This window comes from Pseudomonas lutea, from assembly GCF_000759445.1.
Lineage (GTDB): Bacteria > Pseudomonadota > Gammaproteobacteria > Pseudomonadales > Pseudomonadaceae > Aquipseudomonas > Aquipseudomonas lutea.
This window is the reverse complement of record NZ_JRMB01000002.1, coordinates 636,241-652,738: the sequence shown is the minus strand read 5'-3', so window position 1 is coordinate 652,738 and position 16,498 is coordinate 636,241. Positions and strand designations below refer to the sequence as shown.

The 16,498-nt window shown below is 60.1% G+C and carries 12 protein-coding genes; 7 read left to right on the top strand and 5 right to left on the bottom strand.

Features of this window, described 5'->3' with window-relative positions; translation table 11 throughout:
* The first annotated feature begins 119 nt into the window (after positions 1-119).
* On the top strand, positions 120-1,610 hold the full coding sequence (locus tag LT42_RS15055; protein WP_037017327.1) for a helicase HerA-like domain-containing protein: 1,491 nt from the start codon (positions 120-122) through the stop codon (positions 1,608-1,610).
* A gap of 74 nt (positions 1,611-1,684) precedes the next feature.
* Here the strand turns inward: LT42_RS15055 and LT42_RS15050 are convergent, their stop codons facing one another.
* Together LT42_RS15050 and LT42_RS15045 are read right to left on the bottom strand one after the other, a co-directional pair.
* On the bottom strand, positions 1,685-3,157 hold the full coding sequence (locus tag LT42_RS15050; RefSeq protein WP_037014502.1) for an inorganic phosphate transporter: 1,473 nt from the start codon (positions 3,155-3,157) through the stop codon (positions 1,685-1,687).
* Between the two features lie 237 nt (positions 3,158-3,394).
* Complete coding sequence (locus LT42_RS15045; RefSeq protein WP_037014498.1) at positions 3,395-3,592, bottom strand: hypothetical protein; 198 nt, start codon at positions 3,590-3,592, stop codon at positions 3,395-3,397.
* Between the two features lie 825 nt (positions 3,593-4,417).
* On the opposite strand from LT42_RS15045, the gene pcaR reads away from it, so the two are divergent.
* The 6 genes from pcaR (at position 4,418) to pcaD (ending at position 10,599) form a co-directional block, all read left to right on the top strand.
* Positions 4,418-5,260 carry a pca regulon transcriptional regulator PcaR gene (gene pcaR / locus LT42_RS15040; protein ID WP_037017325.1) on the top strand — a complete coding sequence of 281 codons (843 nt, stop codon included), beginning with the start codon at positions 4,418-4,420 and terminating at the stop codon, positions 5,258-5,260.
* A gap of 173 nt (positions 5,261-5,433) precedes the next feature.
* Positions 5,434-6,294 carry a CoA transferase subunit A gene (locus LT42_RS15035; RefSeq protein ID WP_037014495.1) on the top strand — a complete coding sequence of 287 codons (861 nt, stop codon included), beginning with the start codon at positions 5,434-5,436 and terminating at the stop codon, positions 6,292-6,294.
* Entirely contained in the window at positions 6,291-7,070 is a 780-nt protein-coding gene (locus tag LT42_RS15030) for a CoA-transferase subunit beta (RefSeq protein ID WP_037014492.1), read from the top strand. The genes LT42_RS15035 and LT42_RS15030 overlap by 4 nt, the downstream gene beginning before the upstream one ends.
* Entirely contained in the window at positions 7,067-8,269 is a 1,203-nt protein-coding gene (gene pcaF / locus LT42_RS15025; RefSeq protein WP_162835409.1) for a 3-oxoadipyl-CoA thiolase, read from the top strand. The genes LT42_RS15030 and pcaF overlap by 4 nt, the downstream gene beginning before the upstream one ends.
* Positions 8,270-8,437: 168 nt before the next feature.
* Positions 8,438-9,727 carry an MFS family transporter gene (locus LT42_RS15020; protein ID WP_037014486.1) on the top strand — a complete coding sequence of 430 codons (1,290 nt, stop codon included), beginning with the start codon at positions 8,438-8,440 and terminating at the stop codon, positions 9,725-9,727.
* An 83-nt stretch (positions 9,728-9,810) separates the two neighbouring features.
* Entirely contained in the window at positions 9,811-10,599 is a 789-nt protein-coding gene (gene pcaD, locus LT42_RS15015) for a 3-oxoadipate enol-lactonase (RefSeq protein ID WP_037014484.1), read from the top strand.
* A gap of 107 nt (positions 10,600-10,706) precedes the next feature.
* On the opposite strand, the gene adeC is transcribed toward pcaD, so the two are convergent.
* From adeC to LT42_RS15000, 3 genes are read right to left on the bottom strand one after another with little or no spacing between them, the layout of a single operon-like run.
* The gene (gene adeC, locus LT42_RS15010; protein ID WP_037014482.1) at positions 10,707-12,173 is read right to left on the bottom strand and encodes an AdeC/AdeK/OprM family multidrug efflux complex outer membrane factor; all 1,467 of its coding nucleotides are present in this window, start codon (positions 12,171-12,173) and stop codon (positions 10,707-10,709) included.
* The gene (locus tag LT42_RS15005; RefSeq protein ID WP_037014477.1) at positions 12,170-15,304 is read right to left on the bottom strand and encodes an efflux RND transporter permease subunit; all 3,135 of its coding nucleotides are present in this window, start codon (positions 15,302-15,304) and stop codon (positions 12,170-12,172) included. Before LT42_RS15005 ends, adeC begins: the two co-directional genes overlap by 4 nt.
* 3 nt (positions 15,305-15,307) lie before the next feature.
* Positions 15,308-16,468: an efflux RND transporter periplasmic adaptor subunit gene (locus LT42_RS15000; RefSeq protein WP_037014475.1), complete on the bottom strand. Its 1,161-nt coding sequence runs from the start codon at positions 16,466-16,468 to the stop codon at positions 15,308-15,310.
* Positions 16,469-16,498 lie beyond the last annotated feature (30 nt).

The following is a 16,498-nucleotide window of genomic DNA, read 5'->3' as shown; positions in this document are numbered from 1 at the left end:
AGTGTCACGCCGCTTGCGCTAAAGTGGTGAGGCGGCTCGGGTTTATGTGAAGCGCTGCCACGACGGTCGGTGTCAGCATGACGCTGCCGGAAATATCAATGGGACACTTGGGTGAACAGATGCCTGACTCACAACAGATCGTTATTGGCGCTGACCTGAAGGGTCAGGCAGTGGGGCAGGCGATGCGTCTGGCCAATCGCCACGGCTTGGTGGCCGGCGCGACCGGCACCGGCAAAACCGTGACCTTGCAGCGGTTGGCCGAAGCGTTCAGCGATGCCGGCGTCGCGGTGTTTGCTGCCGATATAAAAGGGGACCTTTGCGGACTTGGCGCGGCCGGCGAACCTCAAGGCAAAATCGCCGAAAGGATTGCAGGGATGCCCTGGCTCCATCATAAGCCCCAGGCCTATCCGGTCACTCTGTGGGATGTGCACGGTCAATCTGGTCATCCGCTGCGCACCACGCTGTCGGAAATGGGACCGTTGCTGCTGGGAAGTTTGCTGGAGTTGACGGACAGCCAACAGTCCGCGCTTTACGCGGCCTTCAAGGTCGCTGATCGGGAAGGGTTGCTATTGCTCGATCTGAAAGACCTCAAAGCGTTGCTCAATCATCTGCGCGACAACCCCGAGGTCCTCGGCGAAGACAGCGCTTTGATGACAACAGGTTCAAGTCAGGCGTTGTTGCGTCGACTGGCGATCCTTGAACAGCAAGGCGCCGAGGCATTATTTGGCGAGCCCGCGCTGCAACTGGCAGACATCCTGCAACCTGCAAGCGACGGCCGCGGGCGCATTCATCTGCTCGATGCCAGCCGGCTGGTGCACGAGGCGCCGAAGGTCTATGCCACTTTCCTGCTGTGGTTACTGGCAGAGCTCTTTGAGCAACTGCCTGAGCGAGGCGATGCTGACAAGCCGTTATTGGCGCTGTTCTTCGATGAAGCGCATCTGCTGTTTGCTGACACGCCCAAAGCGTTGCAAGACCGGTTGGAGCAGGTGGTCCGGTTGATCCGGTCCAAAGGCGTCGGGGTTTATTTCGTCACGCAGTCGCCGGGTGACCTGCCGGACGCCATTCTGGCGCAGCTCGGCTTGCGGATTCAGCACGGCCTGCGCGCCTTCACCAGCAAAGAGCAAAGGTCGCTGAAAGCGGTGGCAGAGGGTTTTCGGCCCAACCCGGAGTTCGACGCGTTATCGGTGCTGACTGAACTGGGCACTGGCGAGGCGCTGGTGGGCACGCTGCAGGACAAAGGCACGCCTGAGAGGGTCCAGCGCGTGCTGGTCGCGCCGCCTCAATCGCGCATCGGGCCGCTTACCGATGCCGAGCGAGCCGAACTGATCCGCCGCTCGCCGCTTGCCGGCCGTTATGACAAGCCCATAGATCGTGAGTCAGCCTATGAAATGCTTTTAGCGCGCAAGGGCGGGGCATCGGACGCGACGCAAAAACCCTCGTCCGAAGAAAAGTCAGAGGGCGGTTTTGCCGAAATGGCAGGGGGCTTCCTGAGCGGGCTGGCGGGGCAGGCCATGAAAACTGCAGTGCGCCAGGCCGCCAATCAGATCGGTCGTGAATTGGTGCGCGGGCTGATGGGGTCGCTGCTGGGCGGCAGCAAAAAGCGGCGTTAGGCGGGCCGCTGAAAGCCATTGTTCGACGCATAAAAAAGCCCGTTCAGTGAATGGGCCTTTTGTCGTCAGCAGTGTCAGGCCAGCGCTTTGGACGCCAACCAGAACAATCCTGCGGAGAGTGCAACCGTGGCGGGCAGGGTCAGCACCCATGCCAGCAGGATATTTCGCACGGTACCGCCTTGCAGCCCGCTCTTGTTCGCGACCATGGTACCCGCCACGCCGGACGACAGAATGTGGGTGGTTGAAACCGGCAGGCTGAACACGTTGGCAAGCGCAATGGCGCTGGCCGTGGTGATCTGCGCGGACATGCCCTGTGCATAGGTCATGCCTTGCTTGCCGATCTTCTCGCCGATGGTCAGTACCACACGTTTCCAGCCAACCATGGTGCCGATACCCAGCGCGAGCGCGACAGCGAAGATGACCCAGAACGGGGCGTATTCCGTGGTAGCGGTCAGGTCCTTGCGCAGCTTCTCGAGATCCGATTTTTCGCGGGCATCCAGTGCCGGCAGTTTGCCGACCTTGCGTGCCGTGTCGTCCAGGCACAGCAGATAGCGGCGCACTTCAATACGGTGTTCTGGCGCCAGGCTATGGTAGTCGTTGACGCCTTTGAGGTTGTTCAACAAGGCATCGATGGTTGGCTCGGTCTGCTCGGGGTTGCAGCTGAAGCGCTCGGGCAAATCACCCGTCGTGGATTTGCCCAGAGCCAGGTACTCGCCCAGTGTCGCGTTGTTGCGCTGATAGAACTGACTCAGGTGCAAAGTGGCGTCGCGGGTGCGCTCGATCTGGTACGTCGTGGTGCTCAGGTCCAGAACGAACTGCGCCGGTACGATACCAATGAGCACCAGCATGATCAGACCAATGCCTTTCTGGCCATCGTTGGAGCCGTGTACAAAACTCACCGCCATCGCGGAGATCACCAGTACCAGACGATTCCAGAACGGTGGGTGCTTTTTATCATCGAGCTTGCGGCGTTGCTCAGGCGTCTTGTGCATCTTCGACAGGGGGCGCCACGCCTTCAAGCCCAGCAGGACCAGGCCTGCAACGATGAAGCCCGCCAGGGGCGAAAACACCAGCGAGGCACCGATGTCGATCGCCTTCTGCCAGTTCACGCCTTCACCCAGCGGGATGTGGTTGATCAGCGCGTTGGCCAGTCCCACACCCAGAATGGAGCCAATCAATGTATGGGAGCTGGAAGCCGGAATACCGAAATACCAGGTGCCGAGGTTCCAGGTAATTGCAGCGGCCAATAGCGAAAAGACCATGGCCAGCCCGTGACCGGTATTGACGTTGATCAACAACTCGACCGGCAGCAGGTGGACGATGGCATAGGCCACACCGACACCACCCAGAAGCACCCCGAGGAAATTGAACACACCTGAAAAGAACACCGCTAGATGGGGCGGCATGGCTTTGGTGTAAATGACTGTCGCCACCGCGTTGGCAGTGTCATGAAAGCCGTTGATGAACTCGAAGGTGAGGACAAACGCCAGGGCAAGCAACAAGCTCACAATTACCCAAGCATCCAGTCCGCTGAATAGATCGATCATGGAAGGTTTTCTGACCCGGTCTTAAGGGGGCGGGATTATGACAGAAAAAAAACTAATCGATAGGCACGCCGCTCATTGGTAGCAGCCTGCAACGAAATTTCTGTTCAAACAGCCCGTTGACTTCCGGTCCGGAAGCCGAGCGAAGTGCGCCCCTGTAGCATAGCCGAGTCTATCGGGGCGAGCCTGCCAGGCCGCGTGGCTTGCCGCTGGACGCACCCGTGGCCCCTGGGCTCAGGCTCAAGGCTCTTCCTTGAGCTCCTCTTCCATTTTTTGCAGTTCTTGTTTGAAGGCCTGATCAAGCAGACTTGCCCGCTTGCGCCATGGCTTGCGCTCCGGCTCGGGTTGCGCTGCATAGGTGGTCACTTCGCCGCCGTACACTTCCTTGTAGCGTTGTTCCTGGCGCTCTAATTCGGCGCGCAGTTCATCTTTGGTCACGTTAATACCTGATCGGGTCGAGTTTAATTCCGTTGCCAACGCTGAAAGGGAAAGTGCCAATCCTGCCGAGGAACTTACCGGCTCGGAACTCATCATCGGGCAGGGGTTCCTGCGCGTGACGATTACACTTTCAACCAAGGGCGGCTACGTGCACCGGAACGACAAAACTGTCGTAGCAACATTTATTCATTATTGAACGCCTGCAGGATGGCCAAGTGACCTGGATGCAGGTCTGCCGGCGCTGGGCATTGCGACCGAGTCGGGCAATGCCTGCGTGAGTTTGGATCCATGCCTGGTGAGGCGAGGGATTTAAACACGCCATAGCGTTATAGGGCTCAATGACGGCCACTATCGCGAAGATGTGCAACCGAGTCAACAGCAGAGACTGCCATAGTCGGGCAACTGAGGATTTATACGTTGCCTATGTACGAAGATTCCGAAGTTACAGGTTCATCCGATGTTGAAACTTGACGATTCGTTTGTTGGATTCAGCAAGACAGTTTTCTGACGGCGTAAATAAACGGCGGATGACTACACCAATAGCCGATGTGTATTTATTCGCTTACACACTAAGTTGTCGCAGCAGAGACAAAAACGGCCTTGCGGTTAAGCAAGGCCGTGCCTGGGACTTCTCAGTGGGTACCTGACCAGTAGTTCCAAGAAGCCACATATGGCATGTGAAAGGTATAAGCAACCAGGCGACCGGTCAATTGCGATTATCGCCCAGTCGTTCGATAATCGCCCAAATCAGGCTTGCCGAGCGTGTTCAAACAGGCGAGAGTGGCGTCCTATAAGGCTTTCGCGGCCACGACGAACGGTGCCAGCATGAACGATCAATTGCGTAACTCCTTTACGTCACTCGCGCCGCCGATTGTTGCGTCTCCGGCTAAAAGGATTCAGGCGCTGACCGGCGATCCCGATTTCATGACCTCGCTGGCACGCGGGCTGGCCGTCATTCAGGCATTCCAGGAGCGCAAGCGCCACCTGACCATTGCCCAGATCAGCCACCGCACGGAAATCCCCAGGGCTGCGGTTCGTCGTTGCCTTCACACCCTGATCAAACTGGGCTACGCCACCACCGACGGTCGCACTTACTCGCTGCTGCCCAAGGTTCTGACGCTGGGCCATGCCTATCTGTCTTCCACGCCGCTCGCGGTTTCGTCGCAGCCTTATCTGGACCGCATGAGCGATCAGTTGCACGAGGCCTGCAACATGGCCACGCTGGAGGGCGACGACATCCTTTATATTGCGCGCTCGGCCACGACTCAGCGGCTGATTTCGGTAGACCTGGCCGTGGGTGGGCGTCTACCGGCGTATTGCACCTCCATGGGCAGGATTCTGCTGGCCGCGCTTGATGATGTGTCGCTGCAGGAATACCTCGATCATGTGGACCTGCAACCGAAAACCAGCCGCACGTTGCGCACCCCGGAAGCCTTGCTCGAATGCCTTCAGCAAGTTCGGCAACAGGGTTGGTGCATCGTCGATCAGGAGCTGGAGCAAGGCCTGCGTTCCATTGCCGTCCCGGTCTACGATGCTTCGGGCCAGGTACTGGCCGCGTTGAATGTCAGCACCAGCGCGGGTCGGGTCACCCGCAATGAACTGGAGCAGAAGTTTCTGCCGATCATGCTCGACGCCAGTCGCGACCTCAGCACCCAACTGTTCACCTGACGAAACGGCTCTGCTGACAAGCAGAGAGTCCAATGGCAACGGGCGATTCACTCTCTGTTCGGTGATCGAACACTTAGTCGATTATCGGATTGTCCGCTCCCGCCGCCAGGCATAACCTCGGCTTCAACCCGCACCTAAAGGCGCGCAAACCGAGTGTGAACCTGGAGCACCCCATGGCTGCAATTCTTTCCCTTCACGAGGCGGTGAAGCAGTTCGTCAACGATGGTGACATCGTTGCGCTGGAAGGTTTTACCCATTTGATCCCTACTGCGGCGGGCCACGAGCTCATCCGTCAGCGCAAAAAAGACCTGACGCTGGTCCGCATGACCCCCGACCTGATTTACGACCAATTGATCGGCGCCGGTTGTGCGAAGCGTCTGGTCTTTTCATGGGGCGGCAACCCGGGGGTCGGCTCGCTGCACCGGCTTCGCGACGCGGTCGAACGGCAATGGCCGCAGCCGATGGAAATCGAAGAACACAGTCACGCCGACCTCGCTAACGCTTATGTGGCGGGCGCCTCGGGGCTGCCGTTTGCGGTACTGCGCGCCTACGCCGGCTCCGACCTGCCCAAGGTCAACCCGTTGATTAAATCAGTAACGTGCCCGTTCACCGGAGAAGTGCTCGCGGCGGTACCGGCAGTGCGTCCCGACGTCACGGTTATCCATGCGCAAAAGGCCGACCGCAAAGGCAATGTGCTGCTGTGGGGCATCCTGGGTGTGCAGAAAGAGGCGGCACTGGCGGCCAGGCGCTGCATCGTCACGGTCGAGGAGATCGTCGATGAGCTCAAGGCGCCAATGAACGCCTGCGTGCTGCCGACCTGGGCACTCAGCGCCGTTTGCGTCGTGCCCGGCGGCGCTCATCCTTCCTACGCCCACGGCTATTACGAACGCGATAACCGCTTCTATCAAGCGTGGGACGCCATCGCCAGGGACCGTGAGGCATTTACCGCGTGGATCGAAGAATACATCCACGGCACACCCGATTTCAGTGCGTTCAGGGCCAAGCTGGCCCACGCGGCGGAGGCAAGCCAATGACCTATTCCACCAGCGAAATGATGACCGTGGCTGCAGCGCGTCGGCTGAAAAACGGCGCCGTGTGCTTCGTTGGCATTGGCCTTCCGTCGAAGGCTGCCAATCTCGCCCGGCTGACATCATCCCCTGACGTGGTGCTGATTTATGAATCAGGGCCCATCGGCGCGAAACCCGACGTGCTGCCACTGTCCATCGGCGACGGCGAACTGGCCGAGACGGCGGATACCGTTGTTTCGACCAGTGAAATCTTCCGCTACTGGTTGCAGGGCGGGCGGGTGGACGTCGGTTTCCTGGGTGCGGCGCAGGTTGACCGTTTCGGCAACATCAACACCACTGTGGTCGGCGATTATCACAACCCGAAAGTGCGCCTGCCGGGGGCTGGCGGGGCGCCGGAAATCGCCGGTTCCGCGAAAGAGGTGTTGATTATCCTCAAACAGTCACCGCGCACGTTCGTCAATACTCTGGACTTCGTCACCTCGGTCGGCCATGGCGAAGGCGGCGACTCGCGCAAGCGGCTTGGGCTGCCTGGCGCCGGGCCGGTCGGCATCATCACTGACCTGTGCATCATGGAGCCTGAGGCAGGCACGCACGAATTCGTCGTGACCACCCTGCACCCCGGCGTGACCCGCGAGCAAGTAATCGCTGCCACCGGTTGGGCGATCCGTTTCGCCGAAAACGTCGTGGTGTCCGACTCGCCCACCGAATATGAACTGACAGCGCTGCGCGACCTGGAAGCACGGACCGCAGCCGCCCATGGCCAGGCGCCGGGAGAAGCATGATGCGTGAGGTATTTATCTGCGATGCGATTCGCACGCCTATTGGCCGCTTTGGCGGCGCCTTGGCGACTGTTCGTGCGGATGATCTGGCAGCGTTGCCCATAAAAGCCCTGATGGAACGCAACCCGTCGGTCAACTGGCAGGAGCTGGACGAAGTGTTCCTCGGCTGCGCCAACCAGGCGGGTGAAGACAACCGCAACGTGGCCCGCATGGCCGCGCTATTGGCGGGTTTGCCGGCCAGCGTGCCGGGCGTAACCGTCAATCGTCTTTGTGCCTCCGGGCTTGATGCAGTCGGTTCGGCGTTCCGCGCCATCGCCTGTGGCGAGATGGATCTGGCGATTGCCGGTGGCGTCGAGTCGATGTCCCGCGCGCCCTTTGTGATGGGCAAGGCCGACAGCGCGTTCGGCCGCGGCCAGAAGCTGGAAGACACCACGCTGGGCTGGCGTTTCGTCAATCCGCTGATGCAAGAGCATTACGGCGTCGAAAGCATGCCGCAGACGGGTGACAACGTGGCTGAAGATTTCGGTGTTTCGCGGGAAGACCAGGACGCGTTCGCCGTGCGCAGCCAGCAACGGACGGCGGCGGCCCAGGCATCCGGTTTTTTCGCCGACGAGATCATTCCGGTGCGCATCGCCCATAAAAAAGGCGAGACAGTTGTCGACACCGATGAGCATCCGCGTGCCGACACCAGTCTGGATGGGTTGGCCCGATTGAAGCCAGTCAACGGGTCGGGCAAAACTGTCACTGCGGGCAATGCGGCGGGCCTGAACGACGGCGCGGCGGCAATGATTCTGGCGTCTGCCGACGCGGTAAAGAAACATGGCCTGACGGCGCGTGCCCGCGTGCTGGGCATGGCCAGCGCCGCGGTTGAGCCTCGCGTGATGGGCATCGGCCCGGTTCCGGCAGTGCGCAAGCTGGTGAAACGCCTGGGGCTGACAGTCAACGATTTAGACGTCATCGAACTCAACGAAGCCTTCGCCAGCCAGGCCCTGGCTGTGCTTCGTGAACTGAGCATCGCTGACGACTCACCGAAGGTCAACCCCAACGGTGGCTCGATTTCCCTGGGTCATCCGCTGGGCATGAGCGGTGCGCGTCTGGTGCTGACGGCCTTGCATCAATTGGAGAAGACCGGAGGCAGCACAGCGCTGGCGACCATGTGCGTGGGCGTGGGCCAAGGATTGGCGCTGATCATCGCGCGCTGAGTCGAGATTTCGTCCTTCATTGCCCGAGTCATCCGGTCGTCCCGCGAAAAGGGCAACTTGAGGACTTGGGCGGTTGTCCTTGTGATGACCAAACGTAACTGCTTAAGTCTAAATGTTGCAGGTTATGTCTTAGACTGGCTGACCTTACTAACACCTGGGGAGATAATAATGACAACGACTCACTACACCGGGGAAGAACGACGCAAGCGAATTTTCGCGATCGTCGGTGCTTCGTCCGGCAACCTTGTGGAATGGTTCGACTTTTATGTCTACGCCTTCTGCGCGATCTACTTCGCACCCGCGTTTTTTCCGTCCGATGACCCGACCGTACAACTGCTGAACACCGCAGGCGTGTTCGCGGCGGGCTTTTTGATGCGCCCCATCGGGGGCTGGCTGTTTGGCCGCGTGGCGGACAAGCACGGTCGCAAAAATTCCATGATGATCTCCGTGCTGATGATGTGCGCCGGTTCGCTGGTCATCGCCTGCCTGCCGACCTACGCCTCGATCGGTGCATGGGCGCCGTTCCTGTTGCTGATGGCTCGTTTATTCCAAGGGCTCTCTGTGGGCGGTGAATACGGCACCACGGCCACGTATATGAGCGAAGTCGCGTTGCGGGGGCAGCGTGGGTTTTTCGCCTCGTTTCAGTACGTGACGCTGATTGGCGGCCAGTTGCTGGCGGTACTGACGGTGGTCATCCTGCAGCAGTTTCTCAGTGCCGATGAGCTGAAAGCCTACGGCTGGCGGATACCTTTCGTGGTCGGTGCGGTGGCTGCGGTCATCTCCCTCGTCCTGCGCCGGTCGCTCAAGGAAACCACCACCGCCGAGGTCCGCCAGAACAAGGATGCCGGGAGCGTGTCCGCGTTGTTCCGCGATCACAAAGCGGCGTTCATTACCGTGTTGGGCTACACCGCCGGTGGCTCGCTGATTTTCTACACGTTCACCACCTACATGCAGAAGTACCTCGTCAACACGGTGCACATGGACCCCAAAGTCGCCAGCTACATCATGACCGGCGCGCTTTTCCTGTACATGTGCATGCAGCCAGTGTTCGGCATGCTGGCGGACAAAATCGGGCGTCGTGCCTCAATGCTGTGGTTCGGCGGGCTGGGCACGCTGTGCACCGTACCGTTGTTGCTGACACTCAAGACGACTACCAGCCCGGTCATCGCATTCGTGCTGATCACCCTGGCGCTGGCCATTGTCAGCTTCTACACCTCCATCAGCGGGCTGGTAAAAGCCGAGATGTTTCCGGTGCAAGTGCGTGCGCTGGGTGTTGGCCTGGCGTACGCCGTAGCCAACGCGGTGTTTGGCGGCTCGGCTGAATACGTCGCTCTGGGCCTCAAGAACATGGGCATGGAAAACACCTTTTACTGGTACGTTACAGCGATGATGGCGATTGCTTTCCTGTTCAGTCTGCGACTGCCGAAGAAACCGGCCTACCTGCACGAGGATCACTGATCCCGCCGCGCGTGCCCGCTCAAGGCACGCGCAACCCCTGATCGATTCGTTGATTCCACTTGTTTGACGGAGAGGACATTGCCATGGCGTTCGTATCACTCGAAGACGGTGAGCTGCATTATCAAATGGATGGCGAAGCAGATGCGCCGGTGCTGGTCCTGTCCAGCTCGCTGGGCACCGATCTGCACATGTGGGACGCGCAGGTGGCGGCGCTGAGCAAGTCGTTCCGCATTCTGCGTTACGACACACGAGGGCATGGCCAGTCCCTCGTCACGCAAGGGCCATACACAGTCGAGCAACTCGGGCGCGACGTGCTGGCACTGCTTGATGCGCTGAACATCGACCGCGCGCACTTTTGCGGGCTGTCCATGGGCGGCCTGATCGGTCAGTGGCTGGGCATTCACGCGAGCGATAGGCTGCACAAGCTCATCCTGTGCAATACAGCCGCTAAAATCGGCGACGCAGACATGTGGGGGCCGCGTCTGGAGCTGGTGGAGAAGGGCGGGGCGCAGGCGATGAAAGAACTTGCAGCGGGCGCCGCAGGACGCTGGTTTACTCCCGACTTTGCCCAACAACACGCCGACAAAGTTACCGCCATCACCGACGTGCTGGCCGCGACCTCGCCGTTGGGCTATGCCGCCTGCTGCGCCGCTGTGCGTGACGCCGACTTGCGCAAGGAAGTCAGCTCGATCAACGTCCCCACGCTGATCATCTGCGCCAGCCACGATTCGGTTACCACGGTCGCGGACGGGCACTTCCTGCAGAACCACATTTACGGCAGTCAGCTGTCGGATTACTACGCAGCGCACCTGTCCAGTGTTGAACTGGGTGAAGTGTTTGCCCTGCGCGTGACGGACTTCCTGCTGGGATAACTCTGTCCTGAGATAACGGCATGGTTTTGCTGCACCTGCCTGTTATGCCGGGCGCTGCGCCGGGCCAAAAAAAACCCACCGATTGGTGGGTTTTTTTGTGCGCAGTATCAGAACAAACGCGTCGAAGGCACGTCACCCGCTGTGGGCTGGCGCTCGCCGGTCGGGGTCTGTTCGTACCAGCCACCGCCCAGTGCCCGGTACAGATTGACCTCGCTGTTGAGCTGCGCCAGGCGATCGGTGATGAGCGACTGTTGCGCGCTGAACAACTGACGCTGGGCGTCAAGGAAGGTCAGGTTGCTGTCGATGCCGATGCGATACCGACGCTCGGCCAGACGGTAGTAGTCCTGGTTGGCGTTGACGAAGTCAGTCTGCGCCTTGAGCTGATCGGTGAAGGTCTTGCGCGCGGCAAGGCCGTCGGACACTTCCTGGAACGCTGTCTGAATCGCCTTCTCATAGTTGGCAACGCCGATGTCTTTCTGAATCTTCGAGTAGTCCAGGCTTGCGCGCAGACTGCCCGCGTTGAAGATTGGCAGATTGATCGTCGGCTCAAACAACCAGGTGCCCGAACCGCCCTTGAACAGACCGCTCAGGTCGCCGCTCGCCGTGCCTGCACTGGCCGTCAGGCTGATGCTGGGGAAGAACGCGGCGCGTGCTGCGCCGATGTTGGCGTTGGCCGCCTTCAGGCTGTATTCGGCCTGAAGAATGTCCGGACGACGCTGCAGCAACTCGGACGGCAGTCCCGGCGGCATCTCGTTGAGCATGTCGGCACTCAACGGTTGCGAGGCGGGCAGGTTAGCCGGCAAACCGGTGCCTAGCAGCAGCACCAGATTGTTTTCATCCTGCGCAACCAGGCGTTGATACTGCGCCAGCTTGACGCGGGCGCTTTCGACCGAGGTGCGCGACTGCGCCAGGTCCAGTGCCGAGGCCACGCCAACTTCGCTGCTGCGCGAAGTCAGGCGCAGGCTTTCTTCGAACGCGCCCAGAGTGTCCTGCGTCAGCTTGAGCAGTTCCTTGTCCGCCTGCCACGTCAGATAAGCGTTGGCGACGTTGGCCACCAGGCTGATCTGCGTGCTGCGACGACCCTCTTCACCGGCAAAGTAGGTCTGCAGCGCCTGCTCACTCAGGCTGCGTACGCGGCCGAACAGGTCCAGCTCGTACGAACTTACCCCCAGCCCTACCGAATACTGACTGGTGATGCGGGACTCGCCTGTTTGTGACAGATCGCCCGGTACACGCTGGCGAGTACCGGTAGCCGAAGCCGCTACGCCCGGAAACAGATCCGCACGTTGAATGCGGTACTGCGCGCGGTAAGCGTCGATGTTGAGCGCCGCAACGCGCAGGTCACGGTTGTTTTGCAGCGACGTCTGAATCAGCTGCTGCAGCGCCGGGTCATGGAAAAACTGACGCCAGCCTTGCTCGGCCGCTGCCTGGTTGGCCGCCTGGGCCGGCGAGTATGCCGGACCTTGAGGAAACTGCGCGGGCACTGGCGCGGCGGGTTGCTGGTACTCGGGGATCAACGAGCAGCCGCCGAGAATGAACGCGGTGACTGCCAGCGAGATCAGGGACTTGCTCATTGGCCAGCCTCATCGTGTGGAGTGTGTTTCTGTTTGCCTTTGAACAGCGAGGATACCGAAACGAAGAACAGCGGTACCCAGAAGATCGCGAGAATAACCGCGGTAATCATACCGCCGATCACGCCCGTACCGATCGAATGCTGGCTACCGGCACCGGCGCCCGACGAAATGGCCAGCGGGACCACACCGAGGATGAACGCCATGGACGTCATCACGATCGGCCGCAGACGCATCCGACACGCCTCGATGGTCGCCTCGACGATCCCTTTGCCTTGTTCGTGCAATTCCTTGGCGAACTCGACGATAAGGATGGCGTTTTTCGCCGCCAGACCCACCGTCACCAACAGGCCCACCTGGAAGAACACGTCGTTGGACAGCCCGCGCAAGCTCGTTGCCATCAGCGCACCGATGACCCCCAGCGGAATGACCAGCAAGACCGCGATCGGAATGGACCAGCTTTCGTACAACGCCGCCAGACACAGGAACACGATCAGAATGGACAGCGCGTACAACGCCGGTGCCTGCGAACCGGACAGGCGCTCCTCATAGGACAGGCCTGTCCAGGAAAGGCCAACGCCAGCTGGCAGTTTCTTCGCCAGTTGCTCGACCTCGGCCATGGCCTGACCGGTACTGTAGCCAGGTGCCGGCGTACCCAGAACTTCTTCGGCAGGGACACCGTTGTAACGCGACAGTTTTGGCGAACCGAACACCCACTCGCCGGTCGCGAACGAGGCGAACGGGACCATTTCGCCGGAGCTGTTGCGCACGTACCACTTCTTCAGGTCTTCGGGCTTCATCCGCGCACTGGCATCGCCTTGCACGTACACCTTCTTGACCCGACCGCGGTCGATGAAGTCGTTGACGTAGTTGCCACCCATCGCGATGGACAGCGTGGTGTTGATGTCCGACAGGCTCAGGCCCAATGCCTGCGCGCGCTCGTCGTCAATCACCAGCTGGTATTGCGGCTCATCGTTCAGACCGTTCGGACGTACGCCCGCCAGAACCTTGCTCTGCGCCGCCATACCCAGCAGTTGGTTACGCGCTTCCATCAGCTTGGCATGACCCACGCCGCCCTGATCCTGCAGATAAACGTCAAAACCGGTGGCGTTACCCAGCTCCAGTACCGCTGGCGGCACGACCGCAAAGGTCATCGCATCACGGAAGCCGAAGAAGTGCTGCTGCGCCCGTTTGGCCAACTCGAACACGCTGTTGGACGCATCACGATCGCCCCACGGCTTGAGCATGATGAACGCAAGGCCCGAGCTTTGACCGCGGCCGGCGAAGTTGAAGCCGTTCACGGTGAACACCGAGTTGACCGCGCCGGACTCTTCTTCAAGCAGGTACTTGCGCATGTTGTCGATGACGGTCTGCGTGCGTTCTGCCGACGAGCCTGGAGGGGTCTGCACCTGAGCGAAGATCACGCCCTGGTCTTCTTCCGGCAGGAACGCGCTCGGGATGCGGGTAAACATCCAGATGGTGCCGCAGACGATCAGCACGTAGACGATGTAGGCCGGGATCTTGTGCTTGATCATATTGCCCACGCCGCGCTCGTAGCTCAGTACGCTGCGGTCGAAGGTGCGGTTGAACCAGCCAAAGAATCCACGTTTCGGCTGCCCGTGTTTCTCATGGTCAATCGGCTTGAGCAGGGTCGAACACAACGCCGGGGTGAAGATCAATGCGACCAGCACCGACAGCGCCATTGCCGAAACGATGGTGATCGAGAACTGCCGGTAAATCACACCGGTCGAGCCGCCGAAGAAGGCCATTGGCAACAGCACCGCACACAGAACCAGTGCGATACCGACCAGCGCCCCCTGGATCTGCTCCATGGACTTGATCGTCGCGTCACGCGGCGAAAGTTTGTCTTCCGCCATTACCCGCTCGACGTTTTCCACCACGACGATGGCATCGTCCACCAGCAAGCCGATGGCCAGGATCACCCCGAACATGGTCAGCGTGTTGATGGTGAAGCCGGCTGCCGCGAGGATCCCGAAGGTACCCAGCAATACTACCGGGACGGTCATCGTGGTGATGATCGTTGCGCGGAAGTTTTGCAGGAACAGGTACATCACCAGGAACACCAGGATGATCGCCTCACCCAGGGTATGAACCACGCCGGTGATCGATTCCTGAACAACCGGTGTGGTGTCGTACGGGTAAACCACTTTCATGCCAGGCGGGAAGAAAGGTTCCAGCTGGGAGATCGTGGCGCGGATCGCCTTGGCGGTGTCCAGAGCATTCGCGCCGGTCGCCAGCTTGATCGCCAGACCGGAAGCCGGCTTGCCGTTGAACTGCGCGTCGATGCTGTAGTTCTCGCCACCCAGACCAACCTTGGCGACGTCTTTGAGGCGAACCTGCGAACCGTCCTGATTGACCTTCAGCAGAATATTGCCGAACTGTTCGGCGGTCTGCAGACGGGTTTTACCGATAATCGTAGCGTTCAGCTGCTGACCCTTGAGCGCAGGCAGGCCGCCGATCTGGCCGGAGGACACCTGAACGTTCTGGGCAGTGATCGCGGTTTTGACGTCGACTGGCGTCAGCTGGAAGTTGTTCAGCTTGGCCGGGTCGAGCCAGATACGCATCGCGTACTGCGCACCGAACACCTGAAAGTCACCCACACCGGAGGTACGGGAGATCGGATCCTGCATGTTCGACACGATGTAGTTGGACAAGTCTTCCTTGCCCATGCTGCCATCTTCGGACACCAGGCCAACCACCATCAGGAAGTTTTTCACCGCCTTGGTCACGCGGATGCCCTGTTGCTGCACTTCTTGCGGCAGCAGCGGGGTGGCGAGGTTGAGCTTGTTCTGGACCTGAACCTGCGCGATGTCCGGGTTGGTGCCCTGATTGAACGTCGCGGTGATGGTCATGCTGCCGTCGGAGTTACTTTCCGAGGACACATAACGCAGGTTGTCGATACCGTTGAGTTGCTGCTCGATCACCTGAACCACGGTGTCCTGCACGGTTTGCGCGTTGGCGCCCGGGTAGGTTACCTGGATGGCGATGGCCGGTGGCGCAATCGCCGGGTACTGGTTGATCGGTAACTTGAGGATCGACAGCGTCCCCACCAGCATGATCACGAGGGCAATTACCCACGCGAAAATTGGCCGGTCGATAAAGAATTTCGACATGAATTACTCCCCTTTACTGCCTGCGGCTTTATCAGTTGCCGGGGCAGGGGCCGGGTTCTCTGCGTTGACATTGCTGGCTTCAGCCACCTTCACTTCGGCACCTGGCTTGACGTATTGCAGGCCTTCGGTGATGACGCGATCACCAGCGTTCAGGCCTTTTTCGACCAGCCAGTCGCTGCCGATGGTGCGGTTGGCGACGAGGGTGCGCGTTTCGACCTTGTTGTCGGCGTTGACCACCAGCGCCGTCGGCGTGCCTTTCAGGTCACGGGTGATGCCTTGTTGCGGCACCAGAATCGCATTGGCTGCGACGCCTGATTGCAGACGCGCATGCACGAACATGCCCGGCAGCAGGGTGTGGTCAGGGTTCTGGAACATGGCGCGCAAGGTCACCGAGCCAGTGGTTTCGTCAACCGAGACCTCGGAGAATTCAAGCTTGCCTTCGACCGGATAAATGCTGCCGTCTTCCAGCACCAGCTTGACCTTGGCAGCGTTGTCGCCGGCTTTCTGCAGCTGGCCGCTTTCCAGCTCTCGACGCAGTTTGAGCATTTCAGCAGAAGACTGAATCACGTCGACGTAGATCGGGTCGAGTTGCTGAATGGTGGCCATGGCATCCGCCTGACCATTGCTGACCAGCGCACCTTCGGTCACCAGCGAGCGGCCAATACGGCCGGAGATCGGGGCGTAAACCTTGGTATAGCGCAGGTTGATTTCGGCAGTTTGCACCGCCGCCTTGGCTTCACGGGCCGAACCCACCGCCGTGTCGTATTCCTGACGGCTGACGGCTTGCTCGTTGATCAGTTGCTTGTAACGGCCCGCCAGCGAGTTGGAAGACTCGTACGTCGCCTTGGCGCTGTCGAGGGTGGCCTGATAGAGCGCCGGATCGATCTGGTAAAGCTGCTGGCCTGCCTTGACGTCTGCACCTTCGGTGAACAGGCGCTTGAGGATGATGCCGTTCACTTGCGGACGAACTTCTGCGATGCGAAACGCAGTGGTTCGGCCGGGCAGCTCGGATGTCAGCGTGTAAGCCTGGGTTTTCAGAGTAACGACGCCGACCTGAGGGGGCGGTGGTGCCGGGGCCGCTTCTTCCTTTTTACTGCATCCGCTAAGCAGCGATGCCAGGGCAACGGCAGTGACCAGTACGGTAACAGCTGGCTTGAATTGCATGAAGATCCTCGGGTCAGGAGCCTGAACTCA